The sequence below is a fragment of the Marinicella rhabdoformis genome, from assembly GCF_009671245.1.
Classification (GTDB): Bacteria; Pseudomonadota; Gammaproteobacteria; order Xanthomonadales; family Marinicellaceae; genus Marinicella; species Marinicella rhabdoformis.
This window is the reverse complement of sequence record NZ_VTFS01000003.1, coordinates 336,433-358,544: the sequence shown is the minus strand read 5'-3', so window position 1 is coordinate 358,544 and position 22,112 is coordinate 336,433. Positions and strand designations below refer to the sequence as shown.

17 protein-coding genes and 1 tRNA gene are annotated in these 22,112 nt (G+C 42.3%); 15 read left to right on the top strand and 3 right to left on the bottom strand.

The window, feature by feature from the left end:
* Window positions 1-4: 4 nt before the first annotated feature.
* The 6 genes from FET73_RS09410 to FET73_RS09385 all read left to right on the top strand — a co-directional run bounded on the left by FET73_RS09410 (window position 5) and on the right by FET73_RS09385 (window position 9,956).
* The gene (locus tag FET73_RS09410) at window positions 5-1,096 is read left to right on the top strand and encodes an OprO/OprP family phosphate-selective porin (RefSeq protein WP_154223688.1); all 1,092 of its coding nucleotides are present in this window, start codon (window positions 5-7) and stop codon (window positions 1,094-1,096) included.
* Between the two features lie 369 nt (window positions 1,097-1,465).
* Complete coding sequence (locus FET73_RS09405) at window positions 1,466-1,999, top strand: ECF-type sigma factor (RefSeq protein WP_179952207.1); 534 nt, start codon at window positions 1,466-1,468, stop codon at window positions 1,997-1,999.
* A gap of 9 nt (window positions 2,000-2,008) precedes the next feature.
* Window positions 2,009-4,702: a serine/threonine-protein kinase gene (locus tag FET73_RS09400; protein ID WP_154223686.1), complete on the top strand. Its 2,694-nt coding sequence runs from the start codon at window positions 2,009-2,011 to the stop codon at window positions 4,700-4,702.
* A gap of 126 nt (window positions 4,703-4,828) precedes the next feature.
* Window positions 4,829-7,330, top strand: coding sequence for a choice-of-anchor Q domain-containing protein (locus FET73_RS09395; protein ID WP_154223685.1), 2,502 nt, complete (start codon window positions 4,829-4,831; stop codon window positions 7,328-7,330).
* Window positions 7,331-7,350: 20 nt separating this feature from the next.
* Window positions 7,351-9,588 carry a hypothetical protein gene (locus FET73_RS09390; protein ID WP_154223684.1) on the top strand — a complete coding sequence of 746 codons (2,238 nt, stop codon included), beginning with the start codon at window positions 7,351-7,353 and terminating at the stop codon, window positions 9,586-9,588.
* 83 nt (window positions 9,589-9,671) lie between these two features.
* Entirely contained in the window at window positions 9,672-9,956 is a 285-nt protein-coding gene (locus tag FET73_RS09385) for a porin (RefSeq protein WP_154223683.1), read from the top strand.
* A 339-nt stretch (window positions 9,957-10,295) separates the two neighbouring features.
* On the opposite strand, the gene FET73_RS09380 is transcribed toward FET73_RS09385, so the two are convergent.
* A tRNA-Leu gene (locus FET73_RS09380) sits at window positions 10,296-10,382 on the bottom strand.
* Window positions 10,383-10,519: 137 nt separating this feature from the next.
* On the opposite strand from FET73_RS09380, the gene FET73_RS09375 reads away from it, so the two are divergent.
* Window positions 10,520-10,834 carry an HPF/RaiA family ribosome-associated protein gene (locus FET73_RS09375; protein WP_154223682.1) on the top strand — a complete coding sequence of 105 codons (315 nt, stop codon included), beginning with the start codon at window positions 10,520-10,522 and terminating at the stop codon, window positions 10,832-10,834.
* 58 nt (window positions 10,835-10,892) lie between these two features.
* On the opposite strand, the gene FET73_RS09370 is transcribed toward FET73_RS09375, so the two are convergent.
* Both FET73_RS09370 and cysS read right to left on the bottom strand, forming a co-directional pair.
* Entirely contained in the window at window positions 10,893-11,306 is a 414-nt protein-coding gene (locus tag FET73_RS09370) for a SufE family protein (RefSeq protein ID WP_154223681.1), read from the bottom strand.
* Window positions 11,303-12,682 carry a cysteine--tRNA ligase gene (gene cysS, locus FET73_RS09365; RefSeq protein WP_154223680.1) on the bottom strand — a complete coding sequence of 460 codons (1,380 nt, stop codon included), beginning with the start codon at window positions 12,680-12,682 and terminating at the stop codon, window positions 11,303-11,305. Before cysS ends, FET73_RS09370 begins: the two co-directional genes overlap by 4 nt.
* On the opposite strand from cysS, the gene FET73_RS09360 reads away from it, so the two are divergent.
* The 8 genes from FET73_RS09360 (at window position 12,671) to FET73_RS09325 (ending at window position 22,081) form a co-directional block, all read left to right on the top strand.
* On the top strand, window positions 12,671-13,747 hold the full coding sequence (locus tag FET73_RS09360) for a chorismate transformation FkbO/Hyg5 family protein (RefSeq protein ID WP_154223679.1): 1,077 nt from the start codon (window positions 12,671-12,673) through the stop codon (window positions 13,745-13,747). The genes cysS and FET73_RS09360 overlap by 12 nt on opposite strands.
* Before the next feature lie 93 nt (window positions 13,748-13,840).
* The gene (gene crp / locus FET73_RS09355; RefSeq protein ID WP_154223678.1) at window positions 13,841-14,572 is read left to right on the top strand and encodes a cAMP-activated global transcriptional regulator CRP; all 732 of its coding nucleotides are present in this window, start codon (window positions 13,841-13,843) and stop codon (window positions 14,570-14,572) included.
* A gap of 147 nt (window positions 14,573-14,719) precedes the next feature.
* Window positions 14,720-17,173 (top strand): leucine--tRNA ligase, encoded by a 2,454-nt coding sequence (gene leuS, locus FET73_RS09350; protein ID WP_154223677.1) that lies wholly within the window; start codon window positions 14,720-14,722, stop codon window positions 17,171-17,173.
* Between the two features lie 10 nt (window positions 17,174-17,183).
* Complete coding sequence (locus tag FET73_RS09345) at window positions 17,184-17,690, top strand: LPS-assembly lipoprotein LptE (protein WP_154223676.1); 507 nt, start codon at window positions 17,184-17,186, stop codon at window positions 17,688-17,690.
* A 4-nt stretch (window positions 17,691-17,694) separates the two neighbouring features.
* Window positions 17,695-18,702, top strand: coding sequence for a DNA polymerase III subunit delta (gene holA / locus FET73_RS09340; RefSeq protein WP_154223675.1), 1,008 nt, complete (start codon window positions 17,695-17,697; stop codon window positions 18,700-18,702).
* A gap of 50 nt (window positions 18,703-18,752) precedes the next feature.
* Window positions 18,753-20,120 carry an MBOAT family O-acyltransferase gene (locus FET73_RS09335; RefSeq protein ID WP_218944306.1) on the top strand — a complete coding sequence of 456 codons (1,368 nt, stop codon included), beginning with the start codon at window positions 18,753-18,755 and terminating at the stop codon, window positions 20,118-20,120.
* Window positions 20,095-21,099 (top strand): hypothetical protein, encoded by a 1,005-nt coding sequence (locus FET73_RS09330; protein ID WP_154223673.1) that lies wholly within the window; start codon window positions 20,095-20,097, stop codon window positions 21,097-21,099. Before FET73_RS09335 ends, FET73_RS09330 begins: the two co-directional genes overlap by 26 nt.
* A gap of 76 nt (window positions 21,100-21,175) precedes the next feature.
* The gene (locus FET73_RS09325) at window positions 21,176-22,081 is read left to right on the top strand and encodes a GGDEF domain-containing protein (RefSeq protein WP_154223672.1); all 906 of its coding nucleotides are present in this window, start codon (window positions 21,176-21,178) and stop codon (window positions 22,079-22,081) included.
* The last annotated feature ends 31 nt before the right edge of the window (window positions 22,082-22,112 follow it).

Sequence of the window (22,112 nt, the reverse complement as noted above, 5' to 3'; positions counted from 1 at the left end):
TGTTATGAATATTAAAAGGTTGGGCTTGAATGTATTGTTAATGGTGCTTTTGTGTTTTGTCAATTCAGCCGCTGCAGATTGGATTTCTTTCGGTGGTCGCATACAGGCAGATTATTTGAGTGTCGATGAAGACAGTTTTGCCCACCGAGATGGTGAAGAGATACGTCGGGCACGTTTATATGCCAAAGGAAAACTGGGGTCCAATTGGAAGTACAAGGCGCAATATGATTTTGCCGGTGGTGGTGAGTGGAAGGATTTACATATAACCTATGTGGGTATGGAAAACAGTGTGATTCAATTGGGACAAATTTTTGAAATGGTCAGTTTGGAAGGTTTTACCAGTTCAAAGCATTTGATGTTTATTGAGCGTTCTCTGCCAGTGGCATTTGTGCCAGATCGTGCTTTAGGTGTCAGTTATACGCGTTGGTCAGATCATTGGATGTTTGCGACTGGTTATTATGACAGGAACCTTAGAGACAGTGATGTAAACAGTCACGGTGCATCAGCCAGATTGGCATGGTCAACAGAGCAAAACGGTCATTTGTGGCATCTGGGCGGCAGCTTGGCATGGCGAACAACAGACGGTGGGATCTACAGAAGTCGAACAAGGCCCGAGTCTCATGTTACTGACACGCGTTTGGTCAACACAGGTCATATAGATGGCGTAGGTGATTACAGTACCATGGGTCTAGAGCTGGCTTGGCTTAATGGACCATGGTCTATTCAAACAGAATACATGCAACAAAACCCGAACAGGTCACAAGCCAGTGATTTAAGTTTTAACAGCTGGTACGTTATGGGCAGTTTTTTCTTTACTGGGGAATCACGAAACTATGACCAAAACTATGGTATTTTTGGTTCGGTTAAGCCGTTAAGAAAAAGTGGCGCATGGGAATTGGGATTGCGCTATTCAGGTATTGACTTAAATGACCAAGAAATTGTCGGTGGCACCATGGACAATTGGACTTTAGGGTTGAATTGGTACATCAACAGCAATTGGAAAATGGCCTTGAACTACATCGATTCAAAGGCTGAAAAAGGTCAAATCAAAGACCGGCCAAAGTTCACTCAACTCAGATTGCAATACGTTTTTTAACATCATCTGAGCTAAAAAAGTGGTTTTGAATACGGGCTGATTCTGTGATTACCGACTGCTTATGTTCTGAAAGTAATATAGGTTTTGGAGATTTTTATAAAGGGGCTGGCCTTTTTATTCATATTGGCCCCAATCATTTCAATGGAAAAATTCAGTTCATATTTTGCTACACACTTGTGGGGGAATTGAGACTATATTTTTAAAAGGAGGGTGTCCTTGGTTATTCCTGACTATTGTTAAGGGAATTTTGATAAATTGAACATTCCTTTTGTCATCAAACAGAACAAGTTTTATTTGAGGTCATTGTAAATATTGCGATTTCAGCTTAAATTGGGTTATTATCAATGATGATTCAAGCCTTTTAAAATGATGATGACCAGTGTATTCAACGATCACGAGAATGAACTTGATGAAGACGTTTACCTGAAGTTGAAGACTATTGCCAACAAGCTGATGAGTCAAGAGCGTCAGGGTCATACCTTATCTCCAACAGATTTAGTGCATGAAGCCTATGTGCAATTATCTCATTCCAAATTAGATGATTCCAAAAATAATGCTTATTTATTTATTTTGGCCAGACAAATGAGACGGTTGCTGATTGATTACGGCCGACAAAAAGCCACAATGAAACATGGAGCTTATTTGAATCGTGTGAATTTTACCGAAGGACTGCAAATTGCTGGTTTTAAGGTCATGGATTTTGCAGCGATCAATCAAGCCATTGATGAATTAGAGTTGGTCAGTGAACGTTGTGCCAAAATTATAGAGTTACTATATTTTACCGGTATTTCTCGTGAAAAAACGGCTGAAATTTCAGAAGTATCCATGGCAACACTGGCCAGAGAAGTGCGTTTTGCCAAAGCTTTTATAGCTGACTTTTTAAATGAAACCTCACTCAATTAGTCTTTTTTCATGAAACAACACATCAAACAATTATTTGACCTCGCCGCCCAATACCCTGAAAGTGAACAGGAGGCTGTGATTGATGCCAGTGAATACAGTGATGAGGTTAAGCAGAAAGTCAAAAGGCTGTTACAAATTGATGTCAATCAAGTTGAATTAACTGGCACCATCATTGATTCGGTGCATATCGGACTTGATATCAAGCCCATAGAGGCAGGTATGAAGATTGACTCTTATGTGTTAACCCAGCCCCTTGGGCATGGTGGTCAGGGTGAGGTGTGGCGAGCCATCAGGGATGAAGGTGATTTCAGCCATCAAGTGGCGGTAAAATTCTTGAAGCCAATGCATGATGAAAAAGAATTACAACGTTTTCGCAATGAACGTGAAGTCTTGGCGCATTTAAAACACAATAACATCGCTCAATTGATCGGTGGTGGAGAGTTGCTAGGTGATTCCAACAGTCCCAGACCTTATATGATTTTGGAATTGGTTGAGGGATTGCCTCTGTTGGAATATTGCAAAAAGCACCATTTTAAATTGAAGCAATACTTAAAGATTTTTTTACAAATTTGTGATGCCATCAGTTATGCCCATTCACATTTGGTGGTACATCGAGACATCAAGCCGAATAACATCATTGTTACCGATGAAGGTGTGGTTAAACTGCTTGATTTTGGTATCGCAAAAATGTTGGAATCCAATACAGAGGATACCCAAACCGTACCTATCATGACGCTGGCATATTCCAGTCCTGAACAAGTCACAGGGGCACCCATCTCAACAGCTACTGACATATATATATTGGGTTTGTTGTTGTATGAAATGTTAACTGGTCAACGGGCACAAGCGGTTTCAACTGAAGTTCCCAGTGAATTGATTCATGAAATTACGGAAAAAATTCCAACTTCACCGAGTCAGGTTAAGGTGTTGCCCCAGCTTAATAGAAATTACAGCAACAAACATTTAAAAGGTGATTTAGATAACCTGATTATGATGGCTATACGCAAAGAGCCAAACAGACGATACGGTACAGTTTCAGCATTAGCCAGTGATGTGAAGAATTATTTGGATGACAAGCCATTATTGGCTATGGGTGATAGTTCTTGGTATAAGCTTAGAAAACTGCTGTCTAGAAATCCAACAGTAACATTATTGTCTGCTGCTGTTTTATGCTTCTTGATTATTTTACCTGTGGTGATGTACAACAGCCAACAACAAATCAGCCAGCAAAGGGATTTGGAAATAGCGGCCCGTAAAGAGGCGCAGCAACAGTCGGATATTGCCAATCGAACCAAAGATTTTTTGATTAACATCCTCAAATCAGCTTCGCCATTGGCAAACAAAGGTGAGGACATCAGCTTAAATGATGTGTTGGCTCAATCCGAGCGGCAACTGGAACATGGCCTGAACGACCAACCAATTCTCAAAGCTGAATTATTCAATACCTTGTCCAGCATTCAGCACCACCTTGGAGACAGTCAAAAAGCATTGGATTATTACCAAAAGTCCTTACCACTATATCAACAAGAGCAAAACATCAAAGGCCAAGTAATCACCTTGGGGCAAATGGCAGTTATCTCATTTTTAAGTAACCAACCGGATAAAGCCAGAGATTATGCCCAACGGGCCGAACAATTAAGTCAGCAACTATCAGATCCAGTAGAAATTGCCTGGCACCACAGCAAGATGGCCACTTTACAAGCGAGCCTTGGGAAAAAAGAACAGGCCAGAACAAGGCTCACTGCTGCCTTGCATGTGCTCAAGCAAGAAAATACAGAAGACCATGAATTATTGGGCAGGGTGTACAATGAGTTGTCAATCTCAACAAAGGATCAACAAGAGGCCTTGCAGCAAATTGAGCAGGCCCTTTACCATGCAGAACAAGACACTGGTAAATTTCATCCCAAATACTTCACCCGGCTGGTTACCAAAGCCACAAAACTCAATCGCCTAAATCGAACTGCAGAAGCAGAAGATACCTTCTTGTTAGCGAAAGATATTTCTACAAAGCTCTACAAAAACGAACACCCTAGAACAGCCATTCTTTTTGGTGAGTTAGCCATTTTATACCATGATTCTGGCCGCTTTTCCAAAGCAAAGGAAAGCTATGAGGCCGCAGTTTCATTGAATAAAAAATATTATGGTGTCGAAAATTTGAGTTATGTCTTGGCCATCAATAATTTGGCCTACTTGTATGAAGACATGGGGGAACTTAAGCAAGCGGAACAGTTTTTTAGAGAATCATTGGCATTAAGACAAAAGTATTATGCTGATAATCCGTACCGTGTTGCGAGTAACCAAAGTAATTTAGCCAGGTTGTTGGCTAAAACAAACAGACATCAAGAATCTCAGCAAATACTTAATAGAATCATGCCTGTTTTTCAAAGCAACAAAAAAAACACCCTTGCTTTAGAAATCATTGAATTGGCCAATATTATTGGCACACATGCTGATGCCCAAAGCTGTCAACAAGCCCAACATAAAATCGACCAACTTCTACCAGAGGTCAATAAAACCTCAGAAAAGAGCTGGCGCCGTTTATACAATGAATTGTGGATAGGCCAATTGTCGCAAAAATGTGGGTTTAAAGATTTGGCTGAAGAATTGCTATTGGCAGCAAAGAACCGCGCAACCGATATATATGCCCCAGATTCAGCTGGCCTTAAACGGGTTCATCATTTGGTAGAATCCGCACTACACTAATACAACCTAAAAATACCGTTTCAAAATAGCCTTCAATAAATAAAAATATTTTGACACTTGAAGATCAATATCTCGCTTTGAATGGTTAAGGAAAGTTTATTCCCATGATTTTTTAAGAGGTGTTATATGCGTTTTGGGTCAAGAGTTAAATTTATTGTATTGATGGTTTGGGTTGGAATTGGCTTGTCACAAGCTGCCACCATTGTGGTCGATGGGACCAATGGGGTTACTGCTGTTGATGGTGTTTGTTCAATTAATGAAGCCATTGTTGCTGCCAATGGCAATGAATCTGTAAATGAATGTACTGCTGGTGAGGTGGGGGAAGACATCATCCGCCTGACTGGGCATGTCACCCTGACCCAATTTCATGAAGCCGATGGTTATGGCAACACAGGGCTCATCTCAATTGGATCTGAAATCATTCTTGATGGCCAGGGCTTTACCATTCAACGAGATAACACATTGTTTTGTAACCGAGATGATGTACTCGATGCTTCTGAGTTCAGGTTAATCAGGGTTTTGGCTACTGGTGATTTGGAACTGAACCATGTGCAATTGGCTCATGGTTGTATTGATGGCACCGAAATCGGCTTTCCTAATGCCGGTGCTGGGGTGTTGAATTTGGGAACTTTGGCGGTTATCAATACCATCATTAGAGATAACACAGCCAACCGAGGTGGTGGCATCCAAAATCAAAAAACCATCACAAATATCCAAAACAGTATCATCCGTAATAACACGGCCACACTTGACGGCGGTGGTATTCAAAACCAATCCCCTGGAACCATCATCAACATGATTAACAACAGCATCGATAACAATACTTCACAATTTGGTGTAGGTCTGCTTAATTATGGAACGACCAATCTATTACAAAGCACCACATTCAGTGGAAATATCGGTACTGCGAACAGTCAAGGTGGCGGGCTTTATAACTGGGGAACCATTAATAATTTCAATAACAACACCTTTTATGACAACACCGCCACCCATGGTGCCGGTCTGTACAACCGTTTCAGTGGCACAATTTTTTCACTGTCTAACAGCACATTTTCAACCAATTCAGCAACAACCTCTGGTGGTGCAATCTTTAATGAGCAAGATGGCACAATCACCCTAAGAAACTCCTTGTTACACATGAATACAGCGGTAACAAGCGGCGCTGATTGTGAAGGGTTTTTAATCGGAACCTTTAATTTATCAAACAACGGTTCAGGTGGTTGTCCGGGTTTACTTAGCCCCAATTTAGACCCGGCGACCGTAAGTACTCTGACTGATAATGGTTGTGACAATGGTCTGGCCGATGGAACTTGTGTCCAAACGGTCAGCATTGCTCAGAATTCTCAAGCCATTGATGCCACTGGCTCAGGCGCCACCAGTGGTGGTCAAAGAGGTTTGGGAGTTGGCAGCGGCAGCAGGGATATTGGAGCATTCGAGTTGTTAACTGATGCAGAACAATGCGCAAATATAAACATGGGTATCATTGCTGCTTTTTCCACCACAGTTTTCAATGCGCAAAACCTCAACAATGCCATTTTCTGTGCCAATCTCAATGCCAATACCACGGATCAAGTTTTGCTGGGTGATGACATCGAGTTAGTTAGAAAAGTGACAACAGACACTGGATTACTTTATATCAGTTCTGCCATTAAATTAGACGGTAATGGGCATCAAATTCAAAGAGCAAGGTTTTTAAATTGTCAATTAGATGAGACACGAACAGCTGACGAGTTTGGGCTGTTGCAAGTTTCAACAACAGGTGATTTGGATTTAAAAAACATTTTATTGTTGAATGGATGTAATGACGCCAGGATTGGTGGTGCCATAAATAATAAGGGTCAGTTAAGGGTTGAGAATGTCATTTTTAGTGAGAACAGCGCCAATTTTAGCGGTGCGGTTGATAACACCGGAAGTATTTCTGTGATTAAAAATGTACAGTTTATTGAAAACACAGCATTAATTGCCGGTGGTGCATTGTATGTGTATCGAGGTGAGTTAGGCTCTATTAAAGGCACTACTTTTATGAGAAATGTGTCTGGTACGAATGGAGCAGCATTATTTATCAATGAAAGCGATGTTGATTTGATAGAGAACTCAACATTTTCAAATAATACCGCCATTGGTGCTGGAGGAGGTATAACAATACGTATTGCCTCAACTGTCAATGCCATCAAAAACAGTTCTTTTATTGATAATCAAGCCACAACCGGAGCGGGAATATCCGCCTTTGATTCCACCATCATTGGCATAACCAATAACCTGTTCAGTGAAAACACAGCAACCGATAATTCAGCAGATTGCCATGTTTTCAATCCAGTGCAAATGATGGGCAATAACAACCATTCTGACCAAGATGACCACAACTGCACCGGAGCAGATATTTCAGGCGGGTTGGATGCTTCCTTGATAGATACCATTGCAGATAATGGCTGTACCACACCGCTGCCTGATGGTTCATGTGTGTTAACTCACGCCTTAATGTCTGGTAGTTTCGCCATTGATGCGGGAGACAACAACGCAACAACGATAGATCAGCGTGAATTCATTGCTGTGGGTCAACGTGACGTGGGTGCTTTTGAATTTGGAGCAGCCGGTGATTTAATTTTTAGAAACAGTTTTGATGACTGAAACAAACAAGGGTGAATAAGATGAAACAGCAACCATTGAAAAAACAACAAACTACATTAAAAAGAAATCTTTTGGCCAGTGCCATCTCCTTGTGTCTGCCCTGTTCGGTGATGGCGGCAAATTTTACCGTGAGCGAGCAATATGATGATGGCACAGGTGATGTGACAAATACCCTCAGTTGGGCCATTGCACAAGCCAATGCCACACCCGGGGATGACACCATCATTTTAGACACGGATGTCATTATAGATGGCGTGATGACACGGTTGATTGATTCAAATGTGACCATCCAAAGTGCCGACAGCAATAATCGCCGATATATTAACGGCAATGCAACTCACCGACCCCTGTTCATAAAATCAGGCACGGTCACCCTGCAAGATATTAACATTGATAATGGACTGGCCAAAGGCGGGGATTCTGGTGTTGGTGCTCCAGGAGCCGGTATGGGAGGGGGGCTGTTTATCTATGACGGTAATGTCAGCATCAACAACGTTGATTTTAATACCTCCATTACTCGTGGTGGTGATGATTTATCCGGCACATACACACGAGGTGGCGGCGGCATGTTGGGTCATGCCGGTGATTACAGCGGAGGTGGTTTGTTTGCTTCGGGCAGTGGTAACTATGGTGGTTATGGGGGGAATGGTAACTATCAAAACACAGCCCCGGATTTTGGTACTGGCGGTGATTACACGGGTAATGTTCCAGCTGAGAACGGTGGTTTTGGAGGCGGTGGCGGCTGGCCTTCAGGACATGGTGGTTTTGGTGGTGGCGGTGCTGACACCACTGGTAATAACGTGGCTGGAAATGGCGGTTTTGGAGCGGGTGCGGTTTATGCTGGCTCTTATGGCAGTAACAGCGGCATTCCTGGCTATGGTGCTGCCTACAGTGCATCGGCAGGGATGGGAGGCGCGGTATTCGTAAGAACGGGTCAAGTTCATATCAGCAACTCATATTTCAATAACAATTCTGCGTTGGCGGCCAATGGGGCCAAAGGTTTGGGCGGTGGTGTTTTTGTGTTGCATTCAACCACCAACAGCAACGGTAATCATCAAGGCATGCCAGCACAACTCGCCAGTGTTACTGGCTGCGAGAATACATTTGCCAACAACTTTGCATCGGGTTCATCAGGTGTTCCCGATGATGACAATGATGTGTTTGACTTGGGTGGCGTGGCTGAAGACTTAACACAACTGTGCCCGGTACAACAAAATTTAGTGGTCACAGTCTCATCTGACAATGGCTTGGGTGACACAGAAAACACCCTCAGTTGGGCCATCAAAACATCCAATGCCATACCCGGTGATGACATCATCACCTTGGCCTCCGATGTGACCATAACAGGTGTGATGAAACGCCTGATTGATTCCAATGTGACCATTCAAAGCGATGGCACCCGAAGAACCATCAGTGGAAACGACCAATTCAGGCCATTGTTCATTAAATCAGGGCAAGTGGTGTTACAAAATTTTGATATGACCAATGGCTTGGCTCAAGGTGGTAGAGGTTTTACCGGCGGAGCAGGCATGGGAGGCAGTTTGTTTATTTATACAGGAGAAGTTGCCATCAATAATTTGAGCTTCAGTGACTCCCTTGCTTCAGGTGGTATAGATCACTTGTTATTTGAAGGTGGTGGTGGTATGTTTGGTCATGGTGATGATGGGGGTGGTGGCCTGTTTGCCTCTGCTTCGGGTAATACTGGAGGACATGGTGGTTTTTATGGCAGTTTTGGACGAGGTGGTGATGCATCAAATTCAATTGGTGGCGATGGTGACAATGGTTTCTTTGGCGGCGGCGGTGGTGCAGGAGGTTCGATTGGCGCTTCAGCTGGTGATGGTGGATTTGGTGGCGGCGGCGGTGATTCTGTCTCAAAAGGTGATGGTGGGTTTGGTGGTGGATCAGACAGCGACCCTGGTTTTGGTGCCACTTTGCACGGTGCCGGTATGGGTGGCGCTGTGTTTATCAGAAGCGGTGATGTAACCATCAATAACACTGATTTCAACAACAACGCGGCACAGGCCACAGGTGGCGCCAGCGGATTGGGTGGTGCCTTATTTATGGTACATAAAAGCAGTAACGGTGGTGCCAGTCAGCAAGGCATGCCAAATACATTGGCCACAGTTGAGTTTTGTGACGTCTCATTCTCTGGAAACTCAGCCTCACATGCCGCCGGAAGCGGAAATAACAACAGCAATTGGTTCAGTGCCAGCAATCAAATCACCGAATGTCCCATTTTTAAAAATGGCTTTGAGTGATGGTAGTTTGTTGAGTTTTAGTGTGTTTTTGCCAGTGTCTTTGGCTTGGTTGAAAATGGCAACAATTACTCAGCAGCTTTTTCTTGACCGGTGAATCACGAAATTATGACCAAAACTATGGGCTTTTTGGTTCAGTTAAGCCTTCAAGGAAAAGTGGCGCTTGGGAGCTGGGTTTGCATTATTCAAGTATGGATTTGAATGATGATGAGGTTGTCGGTGGAACCATGGACAATTGGACTTTGGGTTTGAATTGGTATGTCAACAGCGACTGGAAAATGGCATTGAATTATATTGATTCAAAGGCAGAAAAAGGAGGTGTTTCAGACCAACCAAAATTGTTGCAATTGCGAGTACAATTTGTTTTTTGATTTAATCCTTTAATGATTGTTAAAGGTGAATAGATTGAAAATCCTATGAAAAAGTGATTTTGATGAATGCTGCCCTTTTGTTTTGGGATAAGGCGCCAACGCTTCAAGACTTTCATAAACTGTCAAATGGTCATCGTGTGTGCCTGGCTTCATGTTGTTATTAAAAATGTTCATGGTTTGTTTTTTTTGGAAATAGTGGGTGCAATTATTTACAAAACCATTAGAGTAATAAAACTAAAGTTGATTGTTTATCTTTAAGAGGGGGGCGTCATTTGGATTTTTAATTTGAAGGGTTTAAATTTTTAAATTTCAGAAAGTTTGAAATTTGGTAAAATTTAATGGTGCCGAGGGCGAGAATCGAACTCGCACTTCCGTAAAGAAACCGGATTTTGAATCCGGCGCGTCTACCAATTCCGCCACCCCGGCACTGAGGTTGCACAGTATATAAGAATATTTTTTATTGGCAAGTTTTTTCTTTTCTTTTATTCGATTTAATTTGCTTGAAATTCGTTAAAGCAACCACAGCTCTATATCTGACAGTAAGCTAAACAGGAGAAGAAAATATGCAAATTCAAGTCAATGTAAACCATGGAATCAATGGTGGTGAGTTGTTAACCCAATATGTTGAAGACTTAATGGGAAATACTTTAAATCACCACAAAGATCAAGTGACTAGAATTGAAGTCCACTTGGCAGATGAAAATGGGCCCAAAGGCGGAGATGATGATTTGCGTTGTACCATAGAGGCTCGCATCAGTGGTTTACATCCTATTGCGGTAACGCACCATGCTTCAGATATTCATCAGGCAATAGACGGTGCTGCAGAGCGGATTCAAAGAACAGTGAATAAAACAATAGAAAAAAGGCGTTCGTATTAATTGATTTGAATTATGATAAATAATGCGGCTGTGGTCATATACTCACAGCCGCATTCAGTCAATATTGCTGAGCTATTTGTTTGATTTTGGCAATCATGGCATTCAAGCCGTTGCTTCTTGTTGAAGACAAATGAGAAGCCAATCCTATTTTTTCAATGAATTCAGGTTCTGTGTTTATCACTGTTTGAGGTGAGTGTCCTGAATAGATAGACAGCACCAATGAAACCAAGCCAGAAACAATGGCGGCATCAGAATTGGCATGAAAAGTCAGCGTGTTGTCTTTGAATTCATGAACCAGCCAAACCCTAGACTGGCAGCCCTGTAATAAGTTTTTATCAACTTTATGGATGTCATCTAATGCAGGTAATTTTTTGCCCAGATCTATGATGTATTGGTATTTTTCTAACCAGTCATCGAACAGGTCAAAAGTTTCGATCACTTCTTCCTGGCTTGTTTGGTCTAAATGACTCATTTTAAACTCCAACGTGTGCCATCTTTAGCGTCTTCAAGTATAACTCCCAGTGCATCAATTTCATCGCGAATGGCATCAGACCTCTCCCAATCTTTATCTGCTCTGGCTTGTTTGCGGTCAATGATGAGTTGTTCTACTTTTTGCTTCAACTCATCATCTACATCTTGTTCTTGTGCAAACCATTCATCGACAGGCATATGGAATATACCTAACAATTCTGCACTGGCCATCAGACAACCCTTGATGTTAGCTTTATCTTGATCTGTTTCTGCGTTGGCCAGTTGTTTGGCTAAGGCATTGATGCGCGCAAAAGCCATCGGTGTATTTAAATCATCTTTCAATGCCGCTAATAATTCAATATCAATAGCTGCATCAGCCTGAGCTTCAATGTGTTGGTTGTCCCGCAGTGTGGTATAGATGCGATTCAATGTTTTTTGAGCCTGTTCCAAGGAGGCTTGCGAAAAATCTACAGACTGTCTGTAATGCGCACTTAAGAGCAGCCAGCGCACCACTTCACCGTTATTTTCGGCCACCACATCTTTAATCAAAGCAATGTTGCCCAATGATTTAGACATTTTTTGGTCGCTCATGGTGATGAAACCATTGTGTACCCAGTAATTGGCAAAGTTTTGGGTGTCATTGGCGCAGCAGCTTTGGGCCACTTCATTCTCATGATGAGGAAAAACCAAATCCTTGCCGCCGCAATGGATGTCTATGGTTTTACCTAGATGTTTGGCGGCCATGGCAGAACATTCAATATGCCAGCCGGGACGGCCACGTCCCCAAGGACTGTTCCAGCCGGGTAAGGTGTCATCAGAAGGTTTCCATAATACAAAATCACCTGGATTTTTCTTGTAACTTGCAACTTCTATTCGAGCGCCAGCTTGCAAGTCATCTAAATTTCTTTTAGATAATTTACCATAGTCATCATATGAATTGACGTTAAAAAGCACATGACCTTCAGCTTCATAGGCATGGCCTTTTTCGATCAGGGTTTGAATCATGGCAATCATTTCGCCCAAATGGTGCGTGGCATAAGGTTCCACATCCGGCATTTGAACATTCAAGCTTTTTAAGTCATTGTTATAGGCTTTGGCGTATTCACTTGAAATGCTTTTGATTGTACGGCCTGTTTCTTTAGCGTAGTTGTTGATTTTGTCATCAATGTCCGTGATGTTGCGCGCAAAGATGACATTTGGGTAGCTTAAACGCAACAAGCGGTTTAAAACGTCGAAAACAACAGCTGGCCTTGCATTACCAATGTGGGCATAGTTATAGACTGTGGGTCCACACAAATACATGGTCACACGGTTTTCGTCGATCGGTTGGAAAGGCTCTTTCTTTCCTGTCAGTGTGTTATGTAATTGAATGCTCATGTTCAAATTGTTGTCATAAAAGGCGGTATTTTAAGGTATCAGGAACAAGGCTTAAACAGCTTTGTTGTAATTTGCCCTTTAAAGCGTTGGTCATGGCTTGTGTTGTTTTGTGATTTTGGTGATAATGTCGGCTCTTTTATACATGCTTTACTGACCTTGTCGTATCTTTCTGTAAATCCAAATTCAAGCGAGAAAAAAGTATTCGAGTTGATGTGTTTTGACTTTGATTCAAATCAATCTTCAGCTGAGAAAATGCCTGTGCCATTTGAAGTATTGGCTCAATCAGCAGCTTATCAGGAGCTTTGGATAACAGATTCAAAAGTAACTTTTAGTGAATTGGCCTTTGGTCAGCAATGGGTGAGTGATGATTTTTTGGTCATATTGATGACGCCTGAATCATCGGATATTGAAGCGATCAGCCGACAAGTGTACCAACAGGCATTGTCCCAAGCACGGTTGTTGGGATTTAAATCGTTAATCAGGACATGGAATTTTTTCCCACGCATCAATGACCATGAAAATGGTTTAGAGCGTTATCAGCATTTTTGTGTTGCTCGACAAGATGTGCTGAATCATTTTCCTGAGTTTCAAGCCCAGAATCCAGCGGCTACTGCGATTGGTACCCACAGAGAAGAGAATAACTTCGTTTTTTTGTTTGCCAAAACCAAAGGCAAGGGCCTGGAAAACAACAGGCAAATGTCAGCTTGGGAATATCCGCCGCATTATGCGCCCAAACAACCTCGGTTTGCACGTGCCATGTGGCACTCTGGGTTGTTGATATGTTCAGGTACCGCAAGTGTGGTTGGTCATGAAACCCATCACAAAGGAGATGTGGTCAAACAATTCAATGAATCGGTTTTAAATGTTCAAACCTTGTTAGAGCAAAGTGAAGATAAGGTGGAAATTCACCAAGGTGTTTTTCGCTTTTACTTGAGAAATCCTGATGACATTCCTCAGGTGTTGACTTGTTTGGCTGAATCAAAAATTAATCATTATGTGGTGTTGGCTGCAGATGTTTGTAGGGAAGACTTATTGATTGAATGTGAAGCAGTGTTTCAAAAGTAACCCATTCTCATGTACAATAACTGTTTGTATGTGAGTAAAAAAGTTTATTGCGTACCAAGAAATACTGAGGCAGTGTGAATTAAAGGAGGGATCATGCCTAAGAAAAAATTAGAAAAAGCAGTTTTTGATGAACTGTATTTGCAAGAGCGCTTTCAAAACCTGAGTTTTTTTAAACTCAGTGTTGATGCCTTAAACCGATTTTTAGGGTTTTGTCATTTGCGCAAGTTTCCTACCAAGACCACAGTGATTCGACCGGGTGATTTAGCCAATACTTTGTATTATATTGTCGAAGGTTCTGTCTCCATTTCTTATGAAAATGACGAAGGCAAAGAGTTGATTCTAGCCTACCTCAATAAGGGCGACTTTATTGGTGAAATGGGCCTGTTCATGAAAACTGAGCGGCGTGAAGTTATGGTAAGAACACGGTCCGTGACACAAGTGGCGGAAATTGGTTATGTGCGTTTGGGGCAGTTATTAGAAAACGAATTGAAAGAAGATGGTTTGCATTTGATGTACGCGATTGGAACGCAGCTGACCCATCGATTATTACAAACTTCGAGAAAAGTGCACCGTTTGGCTTTCTTGGATGTTTCTGGGCGCATCGCACGTACTTTGATTGATTTATGCCAAGAGCCCAATGCGTTATCACATCCTGATGGCACACAAATCAAAATATCACGACAAGAAATATCACGCATAGTTGGCTGTTCAAGAGAAATGGCTGGACGCGTACTTAAGGACCTAGAGGAGCAAGGAAACTTGGCAGTCAAAGGTCATACGATTGTGGTATTACATGATCGTGAAGTTGAGCCAGAAATCGAATAACAGACTTATTGTGTAGGGTTATCATAGCCAAATCAATGATGGCCCTACCCATTCATCCACAATTACAGCGATAGATTGCAATCACGGCTTTACCCGATTGGGCTGAAACCGTATAATTTCCGCTTTGCCCTAACGCGATATTTTGGAATGAGTTCAGAACATACCCCCGCATACAATCCGCAGCAAGTTGAATTATCAGCCCAACAACTTTGGAATGAGAACAAATCTTTTGAAGTTCAACCTGACGAAAACAAAGAAAAGTACTATTGTTTAAGCATGTTTCCTTACCCCAGTGGCAAGTTGCATATGGGGCACGTGCGTAATTACACATTGAGTGAGATTATTGCGCGATATCAGAAGATGCAAGGAAAGAATGTGTTACACCCAATTGGTTATGATGCTTTTGGCCTGCCTGCTGAAAACGCGGCCATCAAAAATCAAACCGCACCTGCTGCTTGGACTTATGCCAATATGGATGAAATGAGCGAGCAATTAAAACGGTTGGGATTTGCTTACGATTGGTCGCGTCAATTGGCGACGTGTCAGCCTGAATATTATCGCTGGGAACAGTGGATGTTCGTTAAGCTGATGAAGGAAGGCTTGGTGTATCGCAAAGACGCAGTAGTCAACTGGGATCCAGTTGACCAAACGGTATTAGCCAACGAACAGGTGATTGACGGTAAAGGTTGGCGCTCGGGTGCTGATGTGATTCGTAAAACCATTCCGCAATGGTTTTTGAAAATCACAGATTATGCTGAAGAGTTGTTGAGTTCTTTGGATAACATGCCAGGCTGGCCTGATTCAGTTAAAACCATGCAAAAAAATTGGATTGGTAAATCCAAAGGTTTGGAACTCGATTTTGACGTTGAAAATTTTGGTAAGGTGAGTATTTATACCACACGCCCAGATACATTATATGGTGTGTCGTATATGGCAGTTGCGCCTGAACATCCTTTGGCACTGCAAGCAGCTGAAAACAATGCAGCGTTGAAATCATTTTTGAAACAATGCGGTAAAGAGCAAAGTAACGAAGCAGCCATGGCAACCATGGAAAAGAAAGGCATGTATTCAGGCTTTGATGCGGTACATCCTTTGACGGGTGAAAAAGTGCCTGTTTGGGTGGCGAATTTTGTTTTGATGACCTATGGAACCGGTGCCGTGATGGCCGTTCCTGCTCATGATCAACGTGATTACGAGTTTGCAAAAAAATATCATTTGCCCATCAATCAAGTGATTGACTGTGAAGGTGATTTATCACAAGCAGCCTTGTTAGAAAAGGGCCCATTGATTGAATCAGGTGAGTTCAATGGTATGGATTTTCAAACAGCATTTGATGCCATGGCGAAGCACTTTGAATCCAATGGAACAGGTCGAGTTCAAGTGAACTTCCGCTTGCGTGATTGGGGCGTGTCTCGCCAGCGTTATTGGGGCTGTCCTATTCCAGTGATTTATTGTGATGACTGTGGTGCGGTACCCGTGCCTGAAGATCAATTGCCGGTGGTTTTACCTGAAGATGTGACTTTTGATGAAACCGGTGGTTCACCCATCAAGAAAGACCCAGGTTTTTATCAAACCACCTGTCCAACATGCGGTAAAGATGCAACACGTGAGACAGATACATTTGATACGTTCATGGAATCGTCTTGGTATTATGCACGCTATACCTGCCCTGACTTCAATCAAGGCATGTTGTCAGAAGAAGCGGATCATTGGTTGCCCGTGGATCAATATATTGGTGGTATTGAACATGCCATTTTACATTTGTTGTATGCCCGTTTTTATCACAAGGTGTTGCGTGACCAAGGTTTGGTCAAATCTGATGAGCCGTTTAAGAATGTTTTGACCCAAGGTATGGTGCTTAAAGACGGTGCCAAAATGTCTAAGTCAAAAGGTAATACAGTTGACCCACAAGCATTGATTGATCAGTACGGTGCCGACACGGTGCGTTTGTTCTCGATGTTTGCTGCGCCTCCTGAGCAATCTTTAGAATGGGCCGATGAGGGTGTGGAGGGTGCGTCACGATACCTTAATCGTGTTTGGAACCAAGTCCACGGCTTCATTGAAAAAGCGGGCATCGCACCATTGGAGATACCGCAAACCTTGACCAAAGAGCAAAAAGCATTGCGTTTAAAAGTTCACCAAACCATTGAAAAAGTGACCGCAGACGTGGGTGAGCGTCAAACATTTAATACGGCCATTGCCGCGATGATGGAATTAACCAATGCTTTGCAAAAGCACGGTGATGATACGGCTGAAAGCTTGGCTGTGTTACAAGAAGGTTGGACTTCATTGGTGATGATGCTGAGTCCATTTGCCCCTCATATGACACAAGCATTGTGGCAAACATTGGGACAAGATGGGCTGTTATGCGATGCCTCATGGCCAAAGGTTGACCAAGCGGCTTTGGTTCAAGATGAAGTGAATATGGCAGTGCAGGTGAATGGTAAATTACGCGCAACCATCTCTGTAGCGACTGACATGTCAAAAGAAGACATTGAAGCGCTTGCATTGGCTGATGAGAAAGTACAAAAATTTATGGAAGGTAAGGCGCCGAAGAAAGTCATCGTGGTGCCTAAGAAAATTGTCAATGTGGTGATTTAAGGAAGTGATTATGAAAAAGTCAGTTGGATTGGTTTTGTTGGTGTGCATTTTGATATCGGCCTGTGGTTATCATTTGAAAAAAGCAGTGCCTTTGTCTGATGCGCTGAAGCAAAGTTATTTGCAACTGGAAACCAGCTCTCCTTTATACCGTCCATTGAGTATGGCGCTGGGTAATCAAGGTGTGCAGCTTTTTGAAGATGTTAATGATGCCAAATCGCGCATTATTGTGCATGAAAACAGACTTGAAAAAGTAGTTCAATCTATAGGTGTCAACAATCGAGTGCAAGAATACCGATTAGATTATAAGCTGATTTTTTCTGTTATTGAATTCGATAACACGGTGGTTGACAGGCAATTATTGACCATTTCTCGTGATTACTCTTTTGATATTGAGCAAATCACTGGCGGCCAAGCAGAGGAAAACATCCTTAGGGAGCAAATGTATCAGGACATGGCCGACATGATCATCAGAAGGCTGCCGACACAAAATAACTTACATAAATCAGGCCAAGACTAATCAGATGCGCTTGTATGCTAATCAGTTAAACAGACATTTGTCAGGCGATTTATTGAGCTGCTACTTGGTTGTTGGTGACGAGCCTTTGCAGTTGCAAGAAGCCTGTGATTCGATCAAGAAAAAAGCGCAGTCACAAGGCTTTACTGAGCGTGAATTGCATCAAGTTGACAAGTCTTTTAAGTGGTATCAATTAAGTGACAGTGCAGGCAATATGTCATTGTTTGCTAGCAAGCGTTTGATTGAATTGCATTTACCCACAGGAAAGCCAGGAACGGCGGGATCAAAAGCGCTGGTTGAGTTTGTTGGTAACATGCCAGTTGATGTCATGCTGTTGATTCGTTGTGATGAATGGACTGCCAGTAATGACAAAACCAAGTGGGTCAAAACGTTGTCTGAAAGGGGCGCCTTTTTGCGGGTGTTTCAGCCCAAAGCCAATGAATTGCCTGCTTGGATTCAAGGTCGCTGTCAGCAAATAGGGCTTAATGTGGACAGAGATGCGATTGCTTTGTTGAGCATGCGCTTGGAAGGCAATTTATTGGCCGCTGCTCAGGAATTAGAGAAGCTTAAAATGCGTTTTGCTGATGCGCAAATCAGTGGTCAAGACGTGGCTGGGTTAGTTGCGGACAATGCCCGCTTTGACGTTTTTCGCTTGACTGATAATTTACTTGAAGGTCATGTATTGAAAGCCATTCGAGTGTTGCGTTCTTTAAAGAAAAATGACCTGTCTCCTGTAGTGATTCATTGGGCATTGGAAAGAGAATCTCGCATGTTGTGCGATTTGGCTGCCATTCGTGCCAAAAACCACAATGTCAGTGCAGCAGATTATAGGCGTCACGGAATTTGGCAGAACCGCCAGGCGGTGATTCAACAATGTTTGAACCGCTTTGCACCGCTTCATTTTGAAAAGCAGTTGTCTCAGTTGGCGCATATTGATGCCATCATCAAAGGTCGAGCTGCAGGTGATGCTTGGCAAGCATTAGAGCGCTGGTTGGCTGATTTTGTAACGGCCTGATGCTGTTTCATTCAGCAACGTTCATTTTGTTTTTTCTTTGGGTGCTTTTTGTGCACCACTTGCCCATTTCATGGCGATTGAAAAAGTCGCACCTGTTATTGGCAAGTTATTTATTTTACGCGGCTTGGAATCCACCCTTTGTTTTGTTGTTGCTGCTCTCAACCTTTTGGGATTGGCAGGTGGCACAAAAGATTCACCAGTCAGAAGAGGTCAATAAACGACGAAGGTGGTTGTTTGTCAGCTTGTTTTTAAATCTGGGCATGCTGGTGGTGTTCAAGTATGCTGGTTTTTTACTGGAAAATTTCAATACATTAATATTAAACCTTGGGGTGCAGTGGCAAGTTTCAGATCCTGGCTTGATCTTACCCATGGGAATCTCTTTTTATACATTTCAAACGTTGTCATACACCCTGGATATATACTTCAAACGTTTAAAGCCTTGGCACAGTTTTTTAGACTACGCGCTTTATGTCAGTTTTTTTCCACAACTGGTGGCAGGGCCTATAGTCAGGGCCATTGATTTTTTACCACAAACACTCAAGCAAGTACGGGTAAGTGTCGATCAATTTTCAACGGGCGTGGCACTTTTTCTGATAGGCTTGTTTCAAAAAACAGTGATGGCAGATGCTTGGTTTGCACCCGTGGTTGACCAAGTCTTTAATCAGTCAGCTCAAGCCAGCAGTACCGATGCATGGTTGGGGTCTTTGTTTTTCACAGGTCAAATATTTTGTGACTTTTCAGGTTATTCTTTGTGTGCCATAGGCGTGGCCATGTGCTTGGGTTTCAATCTGCCTGTTAATTTCAAAGCACCGTTTGCTGCGGTTGGATTTTCTGACTTTTGGCGTCGTTGGCATATATCATTGTCCTCTTGGTTGAGAGACTATTTATATATTCCTTTGGGTGGTAATCGACACGGCTTCTGGTCAACGGGAAAAAATTTAATGTTTACCATGCTACTGGGTGGGCTGTGGCATGGTGCCTCCTGGACATTTGTGCTTTGGGGGTTTTTACACGGATTGTATTTGTTGATTGAGCGCGGATTGAAACGATGTTCATGGCCAAAATTATTCAGTTCAACCGCTATACAATGGTTGTTTTCACTGATGACATTACTTTTTGTGGTGTGGGCTTTCGTGGTTTTCAGAGCGGAAAATATGACGCAGGTCAGTGAAATGTTCCGTGCTATGTTTGGTATGCAGCTTGTTGATGATTTGTTGTCGTGGGATGTGTGGATGGGTTTTGTGCTTGCGGCTTTTGTGACTTTATTGCTGGTTCAATGGAGGTTGCGACACAGGCTGATGTCAGATGTATTGATGGCAATGCCTTGGTGGTGTCGCAGTGCATTGCTTTTTGTCTGTGTGGTTTTAATAATCTTAGGTTCAGGAGAGAAAGATGCTTTCATATATTTCCAATTCTGAACCATCAGACAATGTTGCTTGGGGTAAATCATGGCTTTTATTGGTCGTGGCCTTGCTGATTTTTTTTGGTTTGTATGAGCTTTGGTTGAAAGCACAAGGCCATGAGGCCTCTGTGGTTTCTGACCAAGATTTGTGGTCATATTACCGCAAGAAAGCCCAAGATAACCCTGATGCACTTGTCATATTAGGTGCGTCGCGTGCTCAATTGGGGCTACACAGTGAAACCATTCGAAAAACCATGCCAGAAAAAGATGTTTTTCAGTTGACCATCAATGGGCAATATCCGATGGCCACATTTGAATCGTTGGCTAATGATGAGTCATTTGTAGGAGAGGTATGGGTTTCTTTGGTTGCTCAAAGCTTAGAACCTGTTTACTGGGATATGCAAAAGCCAAATAATCGGTATTTTGAGGATGAAGCCACTTGGGATAAAAGCACCAATGCTTATTTGTCATCGTGGTTGCAATCAAAGTTTAGGTTCCTGCACCCTGAATTAAATGGACAGATATTAGTTCAAAAGGTACAAAAAACAGGCGCCTTTCCTAAACCTTTTTATGTCAAAGAGCATTTAGACTTGTCAAAATCGGGCGATTACTCAGATCTGAATAAAGATGAAATGGTCAAGCATTTCGTTAAACAAAAAAAACAAAACTACCAAGACCAACCACCTATGGACTCATCGACTTGGTCAAATCAAGTTGATAAAATGAAACGGCTGAGTCATAAAATAACAAGCCGAGGTGGACGTGTTTTGTTGATTCGAATGCCTACGGATAAGGGCCATTGGGCGCTGGATGAACAGTATTACCCAAAATCAACATATTGGGATGTGATTGAAAAGTATGAAGGCTGGCAGTCGGTTCACTTTAAGGACTATGTTTTACTTGATAGTTTTGTACTCCCAGACAGTTCTCACCTAGATGCCAAAGATGCCCCTTTTTTCACCGCATCCCTTTTGAATATGGTGAACGGTTTGTGACAAATCTTTGCAATTAAAATCCGGGTAGATTGTTACAATAGTCCCACTTTTGATACCCCCCCCCGCATCTCCCCATATGTACGCTTGGATATTTGATAAAAAATACCTGAACAGGTTTATTCAGCATGCCGTTATTTTTGCAATTTTGTGTGCGGTTATTGTTTTTGTTTCACTGAAACGATTACCTTTGAAGTTAGAAGTTCATTGGTTAACCATCATCAATTTTTCGTTCTTGACCTGTATATCATATGCATTCTTTGCGATTAATAATGTTTACGCCAAGAAAATAAAAGCACAGTCTTTGCCATTTGGTTTTTTCTTGAGTTTTTTAGGTTTTGCATTTTTGACTTTGGGCTTGGTGTTTCAGAGCTCTGGTGATGTGTTGGTAATTTTGGCATCCTGTTTTGGCGCCATTGGTTTTTCTGTAACTGCTTATGGCACTTTAAAGTGGGTGCAATACAGTATGAAGGTTAAAAGAAAAATTCGGTCCAAAACTGAGCAGGACCAGTTGACCGGATTATATAGCCGCAGAGCGCTGGCTACTCATGCAAGAAATGAAAAAAGATTTGCAGAAAATACAGATTCAGCGTTGTCATTGTTGTTAATTGATATTGATAACTTTAAACCGGTCAATGACATTCATGGACATGATGTGGGTGATTTGGTTATCAGAAAGCTATCTGCCTTACTTAAAGATAAGATTCGTAAAACAGACAATGCTTACCGTTGGGGTGGTGAAGAATTTATGGTGATTTTGCCGGTGACTGACTTAGATGAGGCGTTTGGCGTGGCAAGTAAATTGTTGATTTCAGCTGAAGAAATCAGTGTGGGAACAACTGATACGCAGATTAACATCACTGTAAGTATTGGTGTGGCGCAATGGTGTCGTGGAGAGTCATTAACTGTTGAAACCTTTAAGCGCGCAGACAAAGCCTTGTTAGCAGCTAAAAATACAGGTAAAAATAAAGTGGTTAAAGCTTAAGTCGGTTAACTGAATTAAAGGCCAGACAATC

Bases quoted from the DNA above. Each gene is read 5' to 3' on its own strand.
- FET73_RS09410 (WP_154223688.1), top strand. From the start codon at position 5: ATGAATATTAAAAGGTTGGGCTTGAATGTATTGTTAATGGTGCTTTTG.
- FET73_RS09370 (WP_154223681.1), bottom strand. From the start codon at position 11,306: ATGAGTCATTTAGACCAAACAAGCCAGGAAGAAGTGATCGAAACTTTT.
- FET73_RS09395 (WP_154223685.1), top strand. From the start codon at position 4,829: ATGCGTTTTGGGTCAAGAGTTAAATTTATTGTATTGATGGTTTGGGTT.
- FET73_RS09325 (WP_154223672.1), top strand. From the start codon at position 21,176: ATGTACGCTTGGATATTTGATAAAAAATACCTGAACAGGTTTATTCAG.
- FET73_RS09330 (WP_154223673.1), top strand. From the start codon at position 20,095: ATGCTTTCATATATTTCCAATTCTGAACCATCAGACAATGTTGCTTGG.
- FET73_RS09400 (WP_154223686.1), top strand. From the start codon at position 2,009: ATGAAACAACACATCAAACAATTATTTGACCTCGCCGCCCAATACCCT.
- FET73_RS09405 (WP_179952207.1), top strand. From the start codon at position 1,466: ATGATGACCAGTGTATTCAACGATCACGAGAATGAACTTGATGAAGAC.
- leuS (WP_154223677.1), top strand. From the start codon at position 14,720: ATGAGTTCAGAACATACCCCCGCATACAATCCGCAGCAAGTTGAATTA.
- cysS (WP_154223680.1), bottom strand. From the start codon at position 12,682: ATGAGCATTCAATTACATAACACACTGACAGGAAAGAAAGAGCCTTTC.
- FET73_RS09345 (WP_154223676.1), top strand. From the start codon at position 17,184: ATGAAAAAGTCAGTTGGATTGGTTTTGTTGGTGTGCATTTTGATATCG.
- crp (WP_154223678.1), top strand. From the start codon at position 13,841: ATGCCTAAGAAAAAATTAGAAAAAGCAGTTTTTGATGAACTGTATTTG.
- FET73_RS09390 (WP_154223684.1), top strand. From the start codon at position 7,351: ATGAAACAGCAACCATTGAAAAAACAACAAACTACATTAAAAAGAAAT.
- FET73_RS09375 (WP_154223682.1), top strand. From the start codon at position 10,520: ATGCAAATTCAAGTCAATGTAAACCATGGAATCAATGGTGGTGAGTTG.
- holA (WP_154223675.1), top strand. From the start codon at position 17,695: ATGCGCTTGTATGCTAATCAGTTAAACAGACATTTGTCAGGCGATTTA.